15 protein-coding genes are annotated in these 14,331 nt (G+C 57.2%); 10 read left to right on the top strand and 5 right to left on the bottom strand.

Going from position 1 to position 14,331, the window contains the following annotated elements; translation table 11 throughout:
* The first annotated feature begins 138 nt into the window (after nucleotides 1-138).
* Nucleotides 139-3,162, top strand: a complete 3,024-nt coding sequence (gene ydiJ, locus ACP7BN_RS11835) for a D-2-hydroxyglutarate dehydrogenase YdiJ (protein ID WP_426204254.1) — start codon at nucleotides 139-141, stop codon at nucleotides 3,160-3,162.
* Here the strand turns inward: ydiJ and ACP7BN_RS11830 are convergent, their stop codons facing one another.
* The gene (locus ACP7BN_RS11830) at nucleotides 3,163-4,554 is read right to left on the bottom strand and encodes an aldehyde dehydrogenase family protein (protein ID WP_426204252.1); all 1,392 of its coding nucleotides are present in this window, start codon (nucleotides 4,552-4,554) and stop codon (nucleotides 3,163-3,165) included.
* Between the two features lie 103 nt (nucleotides 4,555-4,657).
* Here ACP7BN_RS11830 and ptrR point away from each other — a divergent pair, with 103 nt between their 5' ends.
* A complete protein-coding gene (gene ptrR, locus ACP7BN_RS11825; protein ID WP_426204514.1) occupies nucleotides 4,658-5,539 on the top strand; it encodes a putrescine utilization regulator PtrR in 882 nt (293 codons plus the stop codon).
* An 85-nt stretch (nucleotides 5,540-5,624) separates the two neighbouring features.
* The gene (locus tag ACP7BN_RS11820; protein WP_426204251.1) at nucleotides 5,625-5,969 is read left to right on the top strand and encodes a gamma-glutamylcyclotransferase family protein; all 345 of its coding nucleotides are present in this window, start codon (nucleotides 5,625-5,627) and stop codon (nucleotides 5,967-5,969) included.
* A gap of 119 nt (nucleotides 5,970-6,088) precedes the next feature.
* Here ACP7BN_RS11820 and ACP7BN_RS11815 read toward each other — a convergent pair whose 3' ends face one another.
* Complete coding sequence (locus tag ACP7BN_RS11815) at nucleotides 6,089-6,907, bottom strand: alpha/beta fold hydrolase (RefSeq protein WP_426204249.1); 819 nt, start codon at nucleotides 6,905-6,907, stop codon at nucleotides 6,089-6,091.
* A gap of 806 nt (nucleotides 6,908-7,713) precedes the next feature.
* Here ACP7BN_RS11815 and ACP7BN_RS11810 point away from each other — a divergent pair.
* The 6 genes from ACP7BN_RS11810 (at nucleotide 7,714) to ACP7BN_RS11785 (ending at nucleotide 10,290) form a co-directional block, all read left to right on the top strand.
* The gene (locus ACP7BN_RS11810) at nucleotides 7,714-7,923 is read left to right on the top strand and encodes a hypothetical protein (RefSeq protein WP_426204247.1); all 210 of its coding nucleotides are present in this window, start codon (nucleotides 7,714-7,716) and stop codon (nucleotides 7,921-7,923) included.
* 12 nt (nucleotides 7,924-7,935) lie between these two features.
* Nucleotides 7,936-8,346, top strand: coding sequence for a hypothetical protein (locus tag ACP7BN_RS11805; protein WP_426204246.1), 411 nt, complete (start codon nucleotides 7,936-7,938; stop codon nucleotides 8,344-8,346).
* A 267-nt stretch (nucleotides 8,347-8,613) separates the two neighbouring features.
* Complete coding sequence (locus ACP7BN_RS11800; protein ID WP_426204244.1) at nucleotides 8,614-8,910, top strand: hypothetical protein; 297 nt, start codon at nucleotides 8,614-8,616, stop codon at nucleotides 8,908-8,910.
* Nucleotides 8,911-8,974: 64 nt separating this feature from the next.
* Nucleotides 8,975-9,211 (top strand): hypothetical protein, encoded by a 237-nt coding sequence (locus ACP7BN_RS11795; RefSeq protein ID WP_426204242.1) that lies wholly within the window; start codon nucleotides 8,975-8,977, stop codon nucleotides 9,209-9,211.
* A gap of 38 nt (nucleotides 9,212-9,249) precedes the next feature.
* On the top strand, nucleotides 9,250-9,606 hold the full coding sequence (locus ACP7BN_RS11790) for a hypothetical protein (RefSeq protein ID WP_426204240.1): 357 nt from the start codon (nucleotides 9,250-9,252) through the stop codon (nucleotides 9,604-9,606).
* A gap of 189 nt (nucleotides 9,607-9,795) precedes the next feature.
* On the top strand, nucleotides 9,796-10,290 hold the full coding sequence (locus ACP7BN_RS11785) for a hypothetical protein (RefSeq protein ID WP_426204238.1): 495 nt from the start codon (nucleotides 9,796-9,798) through the stop codon (nucleotides 10,288-10,290).
* 15 nt (nucleotides 10,291-10,305) lie between these two features.
* On the opposite strand, the gene ACP7BN_RS11780 is transcribed toward ACP7BN_RS11785, so the two are convergent.
* Both ACP7BN_RS11780 and ACP7BN_RS11775 read right to left on the bottom strand, forming a co-directional pair.
* A complete protein-coding gene (locus ACP7BN_RS11780) occupies nucleotides 10,306-11,349 on the bottom strand; it encodes an LLM class flavin-dependent oxidoreductase (RefSeq protein ID WP_426204236.1) in 1,044 nt (347 codons plus the stop codon).
* A gap of 68 nt (nucleotides 11,350-11,417) precedes the next feature.
* Complete coding sequence (locus ACP7BN_RS11775; protein ID WP_420649690.1) at nucleotides 11,418-11,903, bottom strand: flavin reductase family protein; 486 nt, start codon at nucleotides 11,901-11,903, stop codon at nucleotides 11,418-11,420.
* 325 nt (nucleotides 11,904-12,228) lie between these two features.
* Here ACP7BN_RS11775 and ACP7BN_RS11770 point away from each other — a divergent pair, with 325 nt between their 5' ends.
* Nucleotides 12,229-13,329 carry a polyamine ABC transporter substrate-binding protein gene (locus ACP7BN_RS11770; protein ID WP_426204234.1) on the top strand — a complete coding sequence of 367 codons (1,101 nt, stop codon included), beginning with the start codon at nucleotides 12,229-12,231 and terminating at the stop codon, nucleotides 13,327-13,329.
* 17 nt (nucleotides 13,330-13,346) lie between these two features.
* Here ACP7BN_RS11770 and ACP7BN_RS11765 read toward each other — a convergent pair whose 3' ends face one another.
* Nucleotides 13,347-14,315 (bottom strand): TerC family protein, encoded by a 969-nt coding sequence (locus ACP7BN_RS11765; RefSeq protein WP_426204232.1) that lies wholly within the window; start codon nucleotides 14,313-14,315, stop codon nucleotides 13,347-13,349.
* Between the last annotated feature and the right edge of the window lie 16 nt (nucleotides 14,316-14,331).

Raw genomic sequence — 14,331 nt, 5'->3', positions numbered from 1 at the left:
GCGGGTCGAATTTACGTTTGTCCCGAGCGGTATATGCAATGAACATGGGCGCCATGAGATGGCGGAGCCTGACGCAATCATTCGTTGCCGACAAGTGTTTACCGCCACAACGCCTTTTTGACCGGGATTGACCGACCGATGATTGCCCTGCTTTCGCCTGCCTCCACGCTGAACAGCGATTACCAACAGTTCCTCAAGGCACTTGCGGCCGGTGGATTCAGAGGCGAAATCAGTGCCGACTACGCCAGCCGCGTGGTATTGGCCACAGACAACTCGATCTATCAGCGCTTGCCGCAAGCGGCGGTGTTTCCGAAGGATGCCGACGACGTAGCGCTGCTCGCGAGGTTGATCGCCGAACCGGCTTATCAAAAAGTGGTGGTTACGCCTCGCGGCGGCGGCACCGGCACCAACGGCCAGTCGCTGACTGACGGCCTGGTCGTCGACCTGTCGCGGCACATGAATCGCATCCTCGAAATCAACGTCGAACAGCGCTGGGTGCGCGTGCAGGCCGGCGTCGTCAAAGATCAGCTCAACGCCGCACTGAAATCCGCCGGGCTGTTTTTCGCCCCGGAACTCTCGACTTCGAACCGCGCCACGGTCGGCGGCATGATCAACACCGACGCCAGTGGCCAAGGCAGTTGCACCTACGGCAAGACCCGCGATCACGTGCTCGAATTGCACATGATCCTGCGCGGTGGCGAACGTCTGCACGGCCAGCCGCTGGAGGAAAACCAACTCGGCGAACAATGCGCGCGCGAGGATCGGGTCGGCGAAGTTTATCGTTGTGCGCGGCAAATCATCGACGAGCAGGGCGAGCTGATCAAACAGACCTTCCCCGATCTCAACCGCTGCCTGACTGGCTACGATCTGGCCCACCTGCGTGAGGACGATCAGCGCTTCAACATCAACAGCGTGCTGTGCGGCGCCGAAGGTTCGCTGGGCTTCGTGGTCGAGGCGAAACTCAACGTGCTGCCGATCCCCAAGCACACGATGCTGGTGAACATCCGCTACGCCGGGTTCATGGATGCGCTGCGCGATGCCCGCGCGCTGATGGCGCTCAAACCGCTGTCGATTGAAACCGTCGATTCGAAAGTGCTGCTGCTGGCGATGCAGGATATCGTCTGGCACGGCGTCGCCGAGTACTTCCCCGAGAGCGGCGAACGGCCGACGCTGGGCATCAATCTGGTGGAGTTCTGTGGTGACGATCCCGAGGAACTGCAACAGCGGGTCGCAGACTTTATCGAGCATTTGAGCAGCGACAATACTGTCGAACGGCTGGGCCATACGCTGGCGGTCGGTCACACGGCGGTGAACAAGGTCTACGGCATGCGCAAACGCGCGGTGGGTCTGCTCGGCAACGTCGCCGGTGAAGCGCGGCCGCAGCCGTTTGTTGAAGACACTGCGGTGCCGCCGCAGCACCTGGCCGAGTACATCGCCGAGCTGCGCGAGCTGCTCGACAGCCACGGTTTGCAGTACGGCATGTTTGGCCACGTCGATGCCGGCGTGTTGCACGTACGGCCGATTCTCGACATGAAAGATCCGCAGCAAGCGGCGCTGGTGCGGCCGGTGTCCGATGGCGTGGCGGCGCTGACTCAACGTTATGGCGGCCTGCTGTGGGGCGAGCATGGCAAAGGTCTGCGCTCGGAATACGTGCCGGCATTCTTCGGTGAACTGTATCCCGCGTTGCAGGCGCTGAAGGCTGCGTTCGACCCGTTCAACCAGTTCAACCCCGGCAAGATCGCCACACCGAATATCCCCGGCGCCGCGCTGCTGAAGATTGATGAAGTAACCCTGCGTGGCGAACTGGATCGGCAGATCGACGAAAAGGTCTGGCAGGACTACGGCGCCGCCATGCACTGCAACGGCAATGGCGCCTGCTACAACTTCGATCCTGACGACGCGATGTGTCCCTCGTGGAAAGCCACTCGCCAGCGCGCGCAATCGCCCAAGGGCCGCGCGTCGTTGATCCGCGAATGGCTGCGCTTGCAGGGTGCGGCGGGGGTGGATGTGTTGTCCGGAGCCGTGCGCCGACCGGCGTTTTTCTCGTCCTTGGTGCAGCGCTGGCGCAACAGCCGTGGGCCAGGCGCTGACTTTTCCCATGAAGTGTATGACGCGATGGCCGGGTGTCTGGCGTGCAAATCCTGCGCTGGGCAATGCCCGGTAAAGGTCAACGTCCCGGATTTTCGTTCGCGCTTTCTAGAGCTGTATCACACACGCTATCTGCGACCGCTGCGCGATTACTTGATCGCCTCGCTGGAGTTCACCATCCCGCACATGGCACGGGTGCCGCTGCTTTATAACGGGTTGATGGGCGCTGCGCTGGTTCGCCGAATGCTTGAACGCGTCGGGGGCATGGTCGATGTGCCGCTGCTCAGCCGTTTCGATTTTCACGCGTCGATGCGCCGCTGGCAGGTGCAGCCAGCTTCAGTGGCGCGGCTGTCGGCGCTGACTCCCGCGCAACGCGAACGCAGCGTGGTGCTGGTGCAGGATGCGTTCACTCGCTACTTCGAAGCGCCGCTACTGGCGGACTTGATCGAGCTGATTTCGCGTCTCGGTTATCAGGTTTATCTGGCGCCGTTCAGCGCCAATGGCAAGCCGCTGCATGTGCAGGGTTTCCTCTCGGCATTCAATCGCGCGGCGTTGCGCAATGCCGGGCAACTGCGGGAACTGGCTGAGATTGGGGTGCCGCTGGTGGGGCTGGATCCGGCGATGACGCTGGTCTATCGCCAGGAATATCTGAAGGTTCCGGGCATGCAGGATTGCCCGGAAGTGGCGCTGGTGCAGGAATGGTTGCTGAAGGTCATGCCTGAGCGCGCGGGCAATCAACAAGCCTTCCGTCTGTTGGCGCACTGCACCGAGAAAACCAACGCCCCGGCCGCAACCCGGCAGTGGGAGCAGGTGTTTGAACGGGTTGGCCTGAAGCTGGCGACTCAGGCGACTGGTTGCTGCGGGATGTCCGGCACTTACGGACATGAAGCACGCAACCGCGAAACCTCGGCGCTGATCTTCGAGCAATCCTGGGCCAAGCATGTCGCGGTGCCGGTGGAGCAGGGTGAGGCATTGGCCACCGGCTATTCGTGCCGCAGTCAGGTCAAGCGCGAGGCGCAGCAAACGCTGCGCCATCCGTTGCAAGTGTTGCTGCAAGTCCTGCGCAGCGCTTGATCAGCGGCGATCCAGCCACACCGTCTGCGCGTTGCAGAATTCGCGCACGCCGAAGTGCGACAGTTCTCGGCCGAAACCGCTTTTCTTCACGCCACCAAAGGTCACGCGCGGATCGCTGGCCGAGTAGCCGTTGATGAACACGCCGCCGGTTTCCAGTTCGCCGGTCAATGACTGCGCCAGTTCGACGTTGGCGGTGTAGATCGTTGCGGTCAGGCCGAAATCGTTGTCGTTGGCCAGGGCCACGGCATGCGCGCAATCGCGGGCGGTGATGATCGAGGCGACCGGGCCGAACAGTTCCTGTTTGAACGAGGTCATCTGATCGGTGACATCGGCCAGCACGGTTGGCTCGTAGTAGTTGCCCGGGCCTTGCGCCTTGCCGCCGCCGAGCAGCAGGGTCGCTCCTTCTTCGAGGGTCGCGCGCACTTGCTGATCGAGTTCATCACGCAGATCGAAACGTGCCATCGGGCCGATGTAGGTGTCAGCGGCGAGTGGATCGCCGACCACCAGTTGGCGCGTGGCTTCGACAAACTTGCGGGTGAATTCTTCGACCACGCTTTGTTCGATGATCAGCCGCTTGGCAGCGGCGCAGACCTGACCGGAGTTCTGATAGCGACCGATCACGGCGGCTTGCACCGCTTCGTCAATGTTGGCGTCATTGAGCACGATAAATGGATCGGAACCACCCAGCTCCAGCACACATTTTTTCAGCGCGGCACCGGCCTGCGAACCGATGGCCATGCCGGCGCGCACGCTGCCGGTCAGGGTCACGGCGGCGATGCGTGGGTCAGCGATGGCGCTGGATACGCCGTCCGGGGTGACGTTGATCACTTCAAATACGCCATCGGCGAAACCGGCGCGCACGAAGGCGTCGCGCAGCAGATAAGCGCTGCCCATCACGTTCGGCGCATGCTTGAGCACATAAGTGTTGCCGGCCAGCAGCGTCGGGACGGCACCGCGCAGCACTTGCCAGATCGGGAAATTCCACGGCATCACCGCCAGGATCGGGCCAAGCGGGCGATACTCGATGCGCGCTTTGCCGCCTTCAACCTGAGTCGGTTCGGCGTCGAGCATGGCCGGGCCGTGTTCGGCGTACCACTCGCAGAGCTTGGCGCATTTCTCGACTTCGCCACGGGCCTGAGCGATCGGCTTGCCCATTTCCTGGGTGATCATGGTTGCCATGGCTTCGGCGCCATCGCGCAACGCGCCGGCGAGGGCGGTCAGCAGGCGCGAGCGGTCTTGCAGCGGTTTGCGTTTCCACTTGTTGAAGCCGTACGCGGCGCGGGTCAGCGCGGCATCCAGCGCTTCGGCAGATTCGAATGCGTAGTGGCCGATCTGCTCGCCGGTTGTTGGATTGATCGAGATAGCGTGGGTCTGGCTGGAGATCGGGCTCATGGCATGGTCCTGCAATGTGAGTTGATGGGCACAGAGTAGGGTGGCGTTTGTTTTCTGGAAACTGAATAATAAAGATCGTTTCTTTCACGTTTGGAGAATGACTGTGGATCTGGTGCAGCTGGAAATCTTCAAAGCCGTTGCCGAACACGGCAGCATCAGCGCGGCGGCGCAGCAGATTCATCGCGTGCCGTCGAACCTGACCACGCGGATCAAACAGCTCGAAGAAGACTTGGGCGTCGATCTGTTCATTCGCGAGAAAAGCCGACTGCGCTTGTCGCCGGCCGGTTGGAGTTTTCTCGAATACACCCGGCGCATTCTCGATCTGGTGCAGGAAGCGCGAGCGACGGTTGCGGGGGAGGAACCGCAGGGCGCTTTCCCACTGGGTTCGCTGGAAAGCACGGCGGCAGTGCGTATCCCTGGCCTGCTCGCGGCGTACAACCAGCAGCATCCGAAAGTCGATCTGGATCTGTCGACCGGACCTTCCGGAACGATGATCGACGGCGTGCTTTCCGGCCGCTTGGCGGCGGCATTCGTCGACGGCCCGGTGCTGCATCCGGCGCTGGAAGGTGTGCCGGCTTTCGAAGAGGAAATGGTCATCATCGCGCCGCTGCATCACGCGTCGGTGCAGCGCGCCAGTGACGTCAACGGCGAGAATATCTACGCCTTCCGCTCCAATTGTTCTTATCGCCATCACTTCGAAAAATGGTTCAGCACCGACGCCGCGGTGCCCGGCAAGATCTTTGAGATGGAGTCCTACCACGGCATGCTCGCCTGCGTCAGCGCCGGTGCCGGTCTGGCACTGATGCCACGCAGCATGCTGCAAAGCATGCCCGGTTGCGCGACGGTCAGCGTCTGGCCGCTGGCGGCAGATTTCCGTTTTCTGACGACCTGGCTGGTGTGGCGCCGGGGCACGGTGTCGCGCAGTCTGAGCAGTTTTGTACGTTTGCTTGAAGAGCGCGGGGTGGTGCGCGAAAAAGCTGATTGACACCTTGTGTCATGGCTCGGTTAGTATCGCCATATACAAACGTATACAGCGTATGAATCGCGCCATTTGATTTCGGGAATCACTCATGACCAACCACACCGTGCTGCTGTTCTCCTACGGCACGCTTCAAGACACCGCTGTGCAACTATCGAACTTCGGACGTGAGTTACACGGCCGCGCCGACAGCCTGCCGGGCTATAAGCAGACCATGGTGGAGATCACCGACCCTGCGGTGCTCGCCACCAGCGGCAAAACCCATCACCCGATTGTGCAGGCCAGTGGCGACATCAAGGACGAGATTGCCGGCACGGTGTTCGAGATCAGCGAACAGGAACTGGCCGCCGCCGATGACTACGAAGTGTCCGACTACAAACGCGTGAGTGTTGTACTGAAGTCCGGCAGCAACGCCTGGGTTTACGTGCAGGCGTGAGGCGCTGTAGTTGTTGCTTCCAGCACCGGTGTACCCACGTATTCAACCGACGAAGAAAAGGGGCGCCGACATCGCAGTCGGCGCCCCTTTTCTTCGTAGCGATCAAGCTCAGATCGAACTCAGCGATTGAGGAACGCCAGCAGGTCTTCGTTCAGTTCCTGAGCATGAGTCACGGCAAAACCGTGCGGTGCGCCGGCATAGACTTTCAGCTCGGCGCCCTGGATCTGTTCAGCGGCCAGTTTGCCGGTGGTGGCGAACGGCACGATCTGGTCGCCGTCACCGTGGATCACCAGCGTCGGCACGTCGATCTTGGCCATGTCCGGACGGAAGTCGGTTTCCGAGAACGCGGTGACGCAATCTACGGTACCTTTCAGGGAGGCTAGCAGGGCGATGTTCAGAGTCTGGGTCAGCACGCCGTCGGAGACTTTCTGGCCCTGGTTAGTGCCATAGAACGGCGCGTTGAAATCGGCGATGAACTGCGCGCGATCCTTGAGCAGGCCAGCCTTGATCCCGTCGAAAACCGCTTTTGGCACACCTTCGGCAAAATCGGCTTTCTGACCGAACAGCGGCGTTACCGCGCCCAGCAACACCAGCCCGGCAACGCGCTCGCTGCCGTGACGTGCGATATAACGGCTGACATCGCCACCGCCCATGGAGAAACCGACCAGCGTCACATCACGCAGATCCAGATGCTCGATCAACTGCGCGATGTCATCGGCAAAGGTGTCGTAATCGTAACCGGTCCACGGCTGCTCGGAACGCCCGAAGCCGCGACGGTCGAAGGCGATCGTGCGAAAGCCGCGGCTACTCAAGTATTCCATCTGGTATTCCCACATGTCGGCATCCAGCGGCCAGCCATGGCTGAACAGGACGGGCTTACCGCTGCCCCAGTCCTTGAAGTAGATTTCGGTGCCGTCTTGGGTCTGGAAGGTGCTCATGGAAACTCCTTGAGTTTGCGGTCAGTCGTGTAGACGCGAGTGGATGCCGCGATGGCAGCGTTCACTATCGACGTAATCTGCATCGGCAACTTGTACGCAAGTGCTAATTTTTCATTGTCTGAAGCGAGCGTTGTCGGCTACACGCCATTTCGCGATACGACGTAATTCTTTTCGACAGGCAGGAGAGGAGCTTGGGCGCTTTTATCCAAGTCATCCTGTCCATCTACAAAGGTGATGACACAAAAGTGCCCAGATGCAGAGCAACACGTCAGGGGCTCTGGTCTCCGGCTTTGAGAGGGTATCGGCTACAGAAAATGCTACAGCGGCCGATGCATGGCGCGAGAGCTACGACATAAGCCTCTCAACTGGATCAAAACCACTATGGGGATAATTAATTGAGGTTCCTGCATGCGTTTCGCCGGTTAGTCATATGTTTGAGTCTTGTCCTTGGCGCCCTGTCGGTGTTTGTCATGATTTCGCTCGTGTTAGTGTCGTTAGTGATGTTTGTTCTGTTTTTGTTTTGTGAACCGGATTTTGTAGTTATTTTCAAGTGGGCGGGCATGCCGTTAGCATGTTTGTTGACGATTCGATGGGTTTGTAAAAGCACAACGATGCTGAAGGCGGTTTTGAGAGGTGATTTTTAGAGCATAGGTGTGTGGGCGTAACATCTAGCCTTATGTTCTTTTTTCAATGAATGAACTGACTTGGTGAGGCGGATGTGAATGTAATGTGTGAGAATAATTTGAGCTCTCGGTAAGTGGGCAAATACTTTATTAGCATGTTAACTCCGTGGAGCAGAATAGAACATGTCGATAGTGTGCAAAGGCACCGTCATGGCCGGAGAGCACCGTGGCTGGACAGTGATTGTCGAAGATGATCGAGATGGGGGTACGGGTGGCTATTACCTTTATTTTGAAAGCAGCGATGGCCGAGGGTTTGATTTTTGGTTCGAATCCGAGGCTGGATTGCGGGCGCAACTAGAGGATTTCGAAATTGACTTCAGGGAGCTTGACTAAAGAGAGCTTTAAATGATGAAGGCTATTTCCTGTTATTGCTCTCTTCCAGACTCAATGTCTGAGAAAGATGTGGCATGCGAATTTCATGATCTACTGCAAGTAGTGCTTGGTTCTGGAAGGTTGAAGTATGAGTTTTTAGAGGCTGCTCTTGAACTCAGTGATCGTCAGTGGCATACCTATAAACCGTTGGACCAGCTACTAAAGGTAAAGGTCGAGCAGGCCCTGATTAGTCGTTGGGATGGCTTTGATTTCGCTTTTGCTGAGGGTTCGATTATTGTTGCTGCAAAGCTTGGGTTAGTGGGTTTTTTCGAATTTATATCAAGCCGAAGTGCTGGTGAGCTTTCACCTGATGTCGCTATGGAGATAAAGGAAGCACTTGCGGAACTGGGTGCCGACATTTCTGATCCTTACAGCGGTATGTGACTTTTGCCGGCAAGCAACCTGGAAAAAAAGGGACGAGACAAAGGGATAGATTTATTTTTCGGGACGAGAGGGGTAAGTTCATTGTTCGTAAATTTTAAAAAAAACTGTCCCCTTCTTTCGTCCCTTTGTTCTTTGTTCTTTGTTCTTTGTTCTTTGTTCTTTGTTTGATTTTTGAAAGGGCAGGATGGCAACTGAATACATCGTGAAAAATAGTGAGTCGTGGTCAGCTTCACGTCGATCGGAACAATTAAAAATTGAGGCTTTGAAATGGATCAGGTTTTGTTAGTAAGAAGCGCGAATAAGCTGGAGGAGCTTCTCTCTCGCCATTCAGTAGCTGATGAAGAGGTGAAGGGGCTATTTGATGCGCTGTCAACATTGATTGCTGATGCGCGCGCAGGGAAAATTTTTTCCCCTGTTGAATGGGGGAGCGTCCCAGGTGCGTATAGTTTTAATGAGGGCGGTCTGCGAAGATATAGCGATCTTGAGACCGCTTATGCGGAATTCAAGATAGAAGTTACCGGTGGTGAGGGTCCGCTGTTGAGACGCCTTCGCTCAGAGTACTGAAGGGGGGCAGATATATTTCTGCGGAAATGGCAAGATTTTTTTGGCGGAGTTAAAAGTGGCGTCCGTGCAGCTTGAAAAAATAATTGAATGTTTTTTTACATACGCAAATGAACAGGGAAAGCCCTATAAGGAATTTCCCTTGGATACCGAAATAGAGGAATTCGGTGCGCCCTATATTGAGATTTCTGCGTCAGGTAAGCTAGCCCTCGTTGCGAGAGATCGCGGTACGGAGCAGCTTAGGAAAGAAACGATGTCGCCAGAGGTTATGGCCAAGTGGGTATTTGAGCTTTTTAGCTACTAGGCTTCGCCGGCGATGGGCGAAAGACGGAGTGCGCGGTAATGAAATTAAATATCGACTTTCCCGATAATATGATTACGGATGACTTGCTAAAACAGCAACGAATCCCGTGCTTTTGTAAAGTTGCTACTCAGTTTGAGATCTTCTTTTCGGATACCGTTCCGGAATCATCTGGCGTTGTATCTGATTGGGATCGCAGAGAATTGGAGTTGCGAGCCATTGCGGGCGCAGGTGGTCATTATACCCATTTCGCTAATGGGTTGATTACATTGAAGAAAATAGGTGATGGCGTTTTCGAAATCGTTGATCTCGAAATATTTTATAGAACTTTCGGTTGGTGCGCGGTATTGCGTAACGGAAACTACGCCCCTCCTGGGAATTTCTGGGATGAAGAATAGGCTTCTCACGGATACTGAAATCCGTAATCAATATTGCGAGAGAAGATGGGGACGTGAAAAGAGTCTAGCCGCGCGGCAGATCCGGACCAGCGCATGGAGGTGGTGGGTGCCGTTGTCGATTCAGGCCGGATCGACGTATTGCGGTAGTAAACGTGCCGCACTGATATTGATTGCCGGGAAACAACAAGCATGAGCATGAACAAAGCAGCCTATCCACGTTTGAAAGTGTTTTTGATCTTCCTTTTCTGCCCTGCGGTTCCGGGCTTTATCGCTGGCATCGTCAAGACATTTGCGACGATCGCTCATATCGCCATGAACCCAAGGCTTATAGGTGAGGTCGCGGGCGCCCAATTGATGTTGATGCCGTTTCTTGCGCCGGTACTCGCCGTTCTGATATTTCTGATCCCGTTTCTGTTTTTCTCGGCGGTGATCGCGTTGACTAAGGTCATGAAGACTCCACGAGCGTGCATGTTGATCGCACTTTCAGGTGCTTCGTTAGCCACATTGTGGGTGATGCCTTTTATCCTGGCAGTGGTACGCGAACACGACGGCGCAGCAGTCTCGGATTATGCCTGGGAAATTGTTGTACTGTTTCTGACATCAATGGCGACCTGTTGGCTTACTGCACGTCTGTCTCTGCCGGAAACGCAAACGCCCCGAACAGATCAGGGCGCTTTGGTTTAACAGGTTCGGTAGCCCTTATCTGAACGCCGGCACCACATGCTTGATAAACAGCTCCAGCGACTTCTTCTTCTCCGCATGCGGCAAGCTGTTGTCACACCAGAAACTGAACTCATCCACCCCCAGTTCCTGGTAGTACTTGATGCGCGGAATGATCTCTTCCGGCGTACCAATCATCGCAGTCTTGTGCAGGCTCTCCAGCTCAAACTCTGGCCTTGCAGCAAACTTTTCTTCCGGGCTCGGCGCGAGGAAGCCGTTGACCGGCACTTCCTTGTTGCCAAACCACGCATCGAACGTGCGGTAAAACCGTGAGATCGCTTTCGCGCCAACCTTCCAGCCTTCCGGATCATCAACCCCGTGCACATGCGTGTGACGCAGCACCATCAATTGCGGGCGCGGCACATCAGGATTGTTGTCCAGCGCGGTCTGGAATTTGTTCTTCAGGTCGAGGACTTCTTCGTCGCCCTTCATCAATGGCGTAACCATCACGTTGCAGCCGTTGGCCACCGCAAAATTGTGCGAGTCCGGGTCGCGGGCGGCGATCCACATGGGTGGATTGGGCTTCTGAATCGGTTTCGGCACGCTGGTGGAAGTGGGGAATTTCCAGATGTCGCCGTCGTGTGCGTAGTCGCCTTGCCACAGGGCGCGTACCACCGGAACCATTTCGCGCAGTGCCTGGCCGCCGCTTGACGCAGGCATGCCGCCGGCCATGCGGTCGAATTCAACCTGATAAGCGCCGCGCGCGAGGCCGACTTCCATCCGGCCGTTGCTGATCACGTCGAGCAACGCACATTCACCGGCGACCCGCAGCGGATGCCAGAACGGCGCGATGATGGTGCCGGCGCCGAGGTGGATGGTGGTGGTCTTGGCGGCGAGGTACGCCAGCAGCGGCATCGGGCTCGGCGAGATGGTGTACTCCATGGCGTGGTGTTCGCCGATCCACACGGTGCTGAAACCGCCGGCCTCGGCCATCAGCGTCAGTTCGGTCAGGTCTTCGAACAGTTGGCGGTGGCTGACGCTTTCGTCCCAGCGTTCCATGTGTACGAACAGGGAAAATTTCATGACGCTACCTCAAATCTTTTGTTATCGGCCGGTCGTGTGCGGGCCTGGTTGTCTGGCAATCGCTTGGATCAGGCAACGAGGGGCAGGGCGCCCATCTTGCCGTGGCAATACACCAGCGGGCCGTGGCTCTGCTGAGGCACGATCAGGTTCTTCACGGCGCCGACCATGATGGCGTGGTCGCCGCCTTCATATTCACGCCACAACTCACACTCGATGATAGCCGTCGCATTGGCGAGGATCGGATTGCCCAGATCGCTCAGCGTCCACTCGATGCCCTGCGCCTTGTCTTTTCCTTTACGCGCGAAGGCATAGGCTTCGCCTTGCTGACTGCCGGACAGCACGTGAATGGCAAAGCGTTTGTTCTTGATCAGGACCGGGTAGGAGTCGGAGCTGTAGTTGGGGCAGAACAGCACCAGCGCCGGGTCCATCGACAGCGAACTGAACGCGCTGGCGGTGAGGCCGACGATCTGACCGTCGTCATCCAGGGTGGTGATGACGGTTACGCCGGACGGGAACGAACCCATGACTTGTTTGTAGACGGCAGCATCGATCATTGAGCAATCCTCGAGTGCGTTGAAACGGGTTTTTATGAGATTTGTAGGTCTGATGGTATACCGTAATACATCGATTGCAAGGGCTTTTTCGAGGAAGCGATCAGCGTTGTTTGCGTATCCCGACGGTCACGCAGATTGGCCATTTCGATCCCCTTTTGGCCAACCAACCACTGTGATCGAACCCCGACGTCGGCAAGAATCGAAACCACCGCAACACACTAAAAATATTTGACGCTTGCGCGCTTTGCCCTTGGCTACCGTTACAGCCACTGCCGTGTACAGAACATAAAAACCATCGAACTCACGTCGCATTCGGGGAAACACCATGGTCACGATGAAACGCATTCTGGGCGCCACTGTCTGTGGGCTGACGCTGCTGGCCAGCGCCGTACAGGCCGAACAGCGCGAGCTGCGGGTGTACAACTGGGCCGATTACATTCTGCCGGCGGTGCCCAAGGACTTCGCGGCGAAAAGCGACATCAAAGTGACTTGGGACACCTTCGACACCAACGAATCGCTGGAAGCGAAGCTGCTGACCGGTAACTCCGGCTACGACTTGGTGGTGCCGTCGAACCAGTTCCTCGACACGCAGATCAAGGCCGGCGTGTTCCAGAAACTCGACAAATCCAAACTGCCGAACTGGAGTCACCAGGATCCGGCGCTGCTCAAACTGCTCGACACCAACGACCCCGGCAACCAGTACGGCGTGCCATACATGTACGGTACTGTGCTGATTGGCTTCAACCCGGCCAAGGTCAAGGCTGTGCTGGGCGAGAATGCGCCGGTGGACAGTTGGGATCTGGTGTTCAAACCGGAAAACATGGAGAAGCTCAAATCCTGCGGTGTGGCGATGCTTGATTCGCCGTCGGAAATCCTGCCGCTGGCCCTGCATTATCTGGGGCTCGACCCGAACAGCCAGAACCCCGCTGACTACGAGAAGGCCAAAGCGCTGATGCTCAAAGTCCGCCCGTACGTGACGTACTTCAACTCGGCCAAGTACATGACCGACATCGCCAACGGCGATATCTGCGTGGCCATCGGTTACTCCGGCAGCTTCTACCAATTCGCCAACCGCGCCAAAGAGGCGGGCAATGGCGTGGTGGTCGACTGGCGTTTGCCGAAAGAAGGCGCGCCGATCTGGTTCGATACGTTCGCCATTCCCAAGAGCGCGAAGAACGTGACCGAGGCGCATGAATTCCTCAACAACCTGCTCGATCCGAAAGTCATCGCTTCGATCAGTGACTTCCTTGGCTACCCGAACGCGAACAAGGATTCGATGGGTCTGATCAACAAGGAAATCACCGGCAACCCGAACCTGACGCCGACCAGTGAGGCGCTGAAAACCTTGTACGTGGTGCAGCCGCTGCCGCAGAAAATGGAGCGCGTCAGGACGCGGGTCTGGACCAGTATCAAGTCCGGGAATTGATCAGTACACCTGGCGGTTTAATGGGGCTGTGTCTGGTCTTTGCGGGTGAGGATCAGGCTCAGCACCACCGACAACAGAATCACCCCGCCGACCACTGCCAGCGACCACTCCACCGGCATGTGAAACCACGGCATCAGCGTCATCTTCCCGCCAATAAATACCAGCACCAGCGCCAGGCCGTATTTGAGCAGATGAAACCTGTCCGCCATGTCCGCGAGCAAAAAGTACAGCGCGCGCAGGCCCATGATCGCGAAGATGTTCGAGGTGAAAATGATGAACGGGTCGGTGGTGACGGCGAAGATCGCCGGGATGCTGTCAACCGCGAACATCAAGTCACTGGCCTCGATCAGCACCAGCACCAGAAACATCGGCGTGGCCCAGCGCGCGCCGTTCTGACGCACAAAAAACCGTTCACCATGAAAGCCCTTGGTGATGCGCAGATGCCCGCGCACCCAGCGCAATAACGGGTTGTTATCCAGATCCGGTTGCTGGTCGGCGAACACCAGCATCTTGATCCCTGTGATGATCAAAAACGCACCGAACACATACAACAGCCACGCAAACTGCGAGACCAGCCAGACCCCGGCGAAGATCATTGCCGCGCGCATCACGATCGCCCCGAGCACGCCGTACAGCAGCACCCGGCGTTGCAGCTCCGGTGGCACGGCAAAGTAGCCGAAGATCATCACGAAGACGAACATGTTGTCGATTGATAGCGATTGCTCGATCAAATATCCGGTGAGGAATTCCAGGGTTTTCTGTTGTGCAATTTCAGGACCGAATTCGCTATTCAGATACCACCAGAGCAACCCGGCGAAGGCCAGCGCAAGCATGCACCATGCGATGACCCAGCTCGACGCTTCGCGCACCGACACGCGGTGGGCTTTGCGCCCGCCGAAGACGAACAAGTCCACGGCGAGCATGGCGAGGATGAAAATGATGAAGGCACACCACATCCATGGTTCGCCGATGTTGATGGGCTGCATGGCGTTCTCCCGGTTT

Origin of the sequence: Pseudomonas sp. TWP3-1, from assembly GCF_049896625.1 — a bacterium.
GTDB lineage: Bacteria > Pseudomonadota > Gammaproteobacteria > Pseudomonadales > Pseudomonadaceae > Aquipseudomonas.
This window is presented reverse-complemented; position numbering and strand designations above follow the sequence as displayed.

Bases quoted from the DNA above. Each gene is read 5' to 3' on its own strand.
- ACP7BN_RS11770 (WP_426204234.1), top strand. From the start codon at position 12,229: ATGGTCACGATGAAACGCATTCTGGGCGCCACTGTCTGTGGGCTGACG.
- ACP7BN_RS11815 (WP_426204249.1), bottom strand. From the start codon at position 6,907: ATGAGCACCTTCCAGACCCAAGACGGCACCGAAATCTACTTCAAGGAC.
- ACP7BN_RS11805 (WP_426204246.1), top strand. From the start codon at position 7,936: ATGATGAAGGCTATTTCCTGTTATTGCTCTCTTCCAGACTCAATGTCT.
- ACP7BN_RS11780 (WP_426204236.1), bottom strand. From the start codon at position 11,349: ATGAAATTTTCCCTGTTCGTACACATGGAACGCTGGGACGAAAGCGTC.
- ACP7BN_RS11800 (WP_426204244.1), top strand. From the start codon at position 8,614: ATGGATCAGGTTTTGTTAGTAAGAAGCGCGAATAAGCTGGAGGAGCTT.
- ydiJ (WP_426204254.1), top strand. From the start codon at position 139: ATGATTGCCCTGCTTTCGCCTGCCTCCACGCTGAACAGCGATTACCAA.
- ACP7BN_RS11790 (WP_426204240.1), top strand. From the start codon at position 9,250: ATGAAATTAAATATCGACTTTCCCGATAATATGATTACGGATGACTTG.
- ACP7BN_RS11775 (WP_420649690.1), bottom strand. From the start codon at position 11,903: ATGATCGATGCTGCCGTCTACAAACAAGTCATGGGTTCGTTCCCGTCC.
- ACP7BN_RS11830 (WP_426204252.1), bottom strand. From the start codon at position 4,554: ATGAGCCCGATCTCCAGCCAGACCCACGCTATCTCGATCAATCCAACA.
- ACP7BN_RS11810 (WP_426204247.1), top strand. From the start codon at position 7,714: ATGTCGATAGTGTGCAAAGGCACCGTCATGGCCGGAGAGCACCGTGGC.
- ACP7BN_RS11765 (WP_426204232.1), bottom strand. From the start codon at position 14,315: ATGCAGCCCATCAACATCGGCGAACCATGGATGTGGTGTGCCTTCATC.
- ACP7BN_RS11785 (WP_426204238.1), top strand. From the start codon at position 9,796: ATGAGCATGAACAAAGCAGCCTATCCACGTTTGAAAGTGTTTTTGATC.
- ACP7BN_RS11820 (WP_426204251.1), top strand. From the start codon at position 5,625: ATGACCAACCACACCGTGCTGCTGTTCTCCTACGGCACGCTTCAAGAC.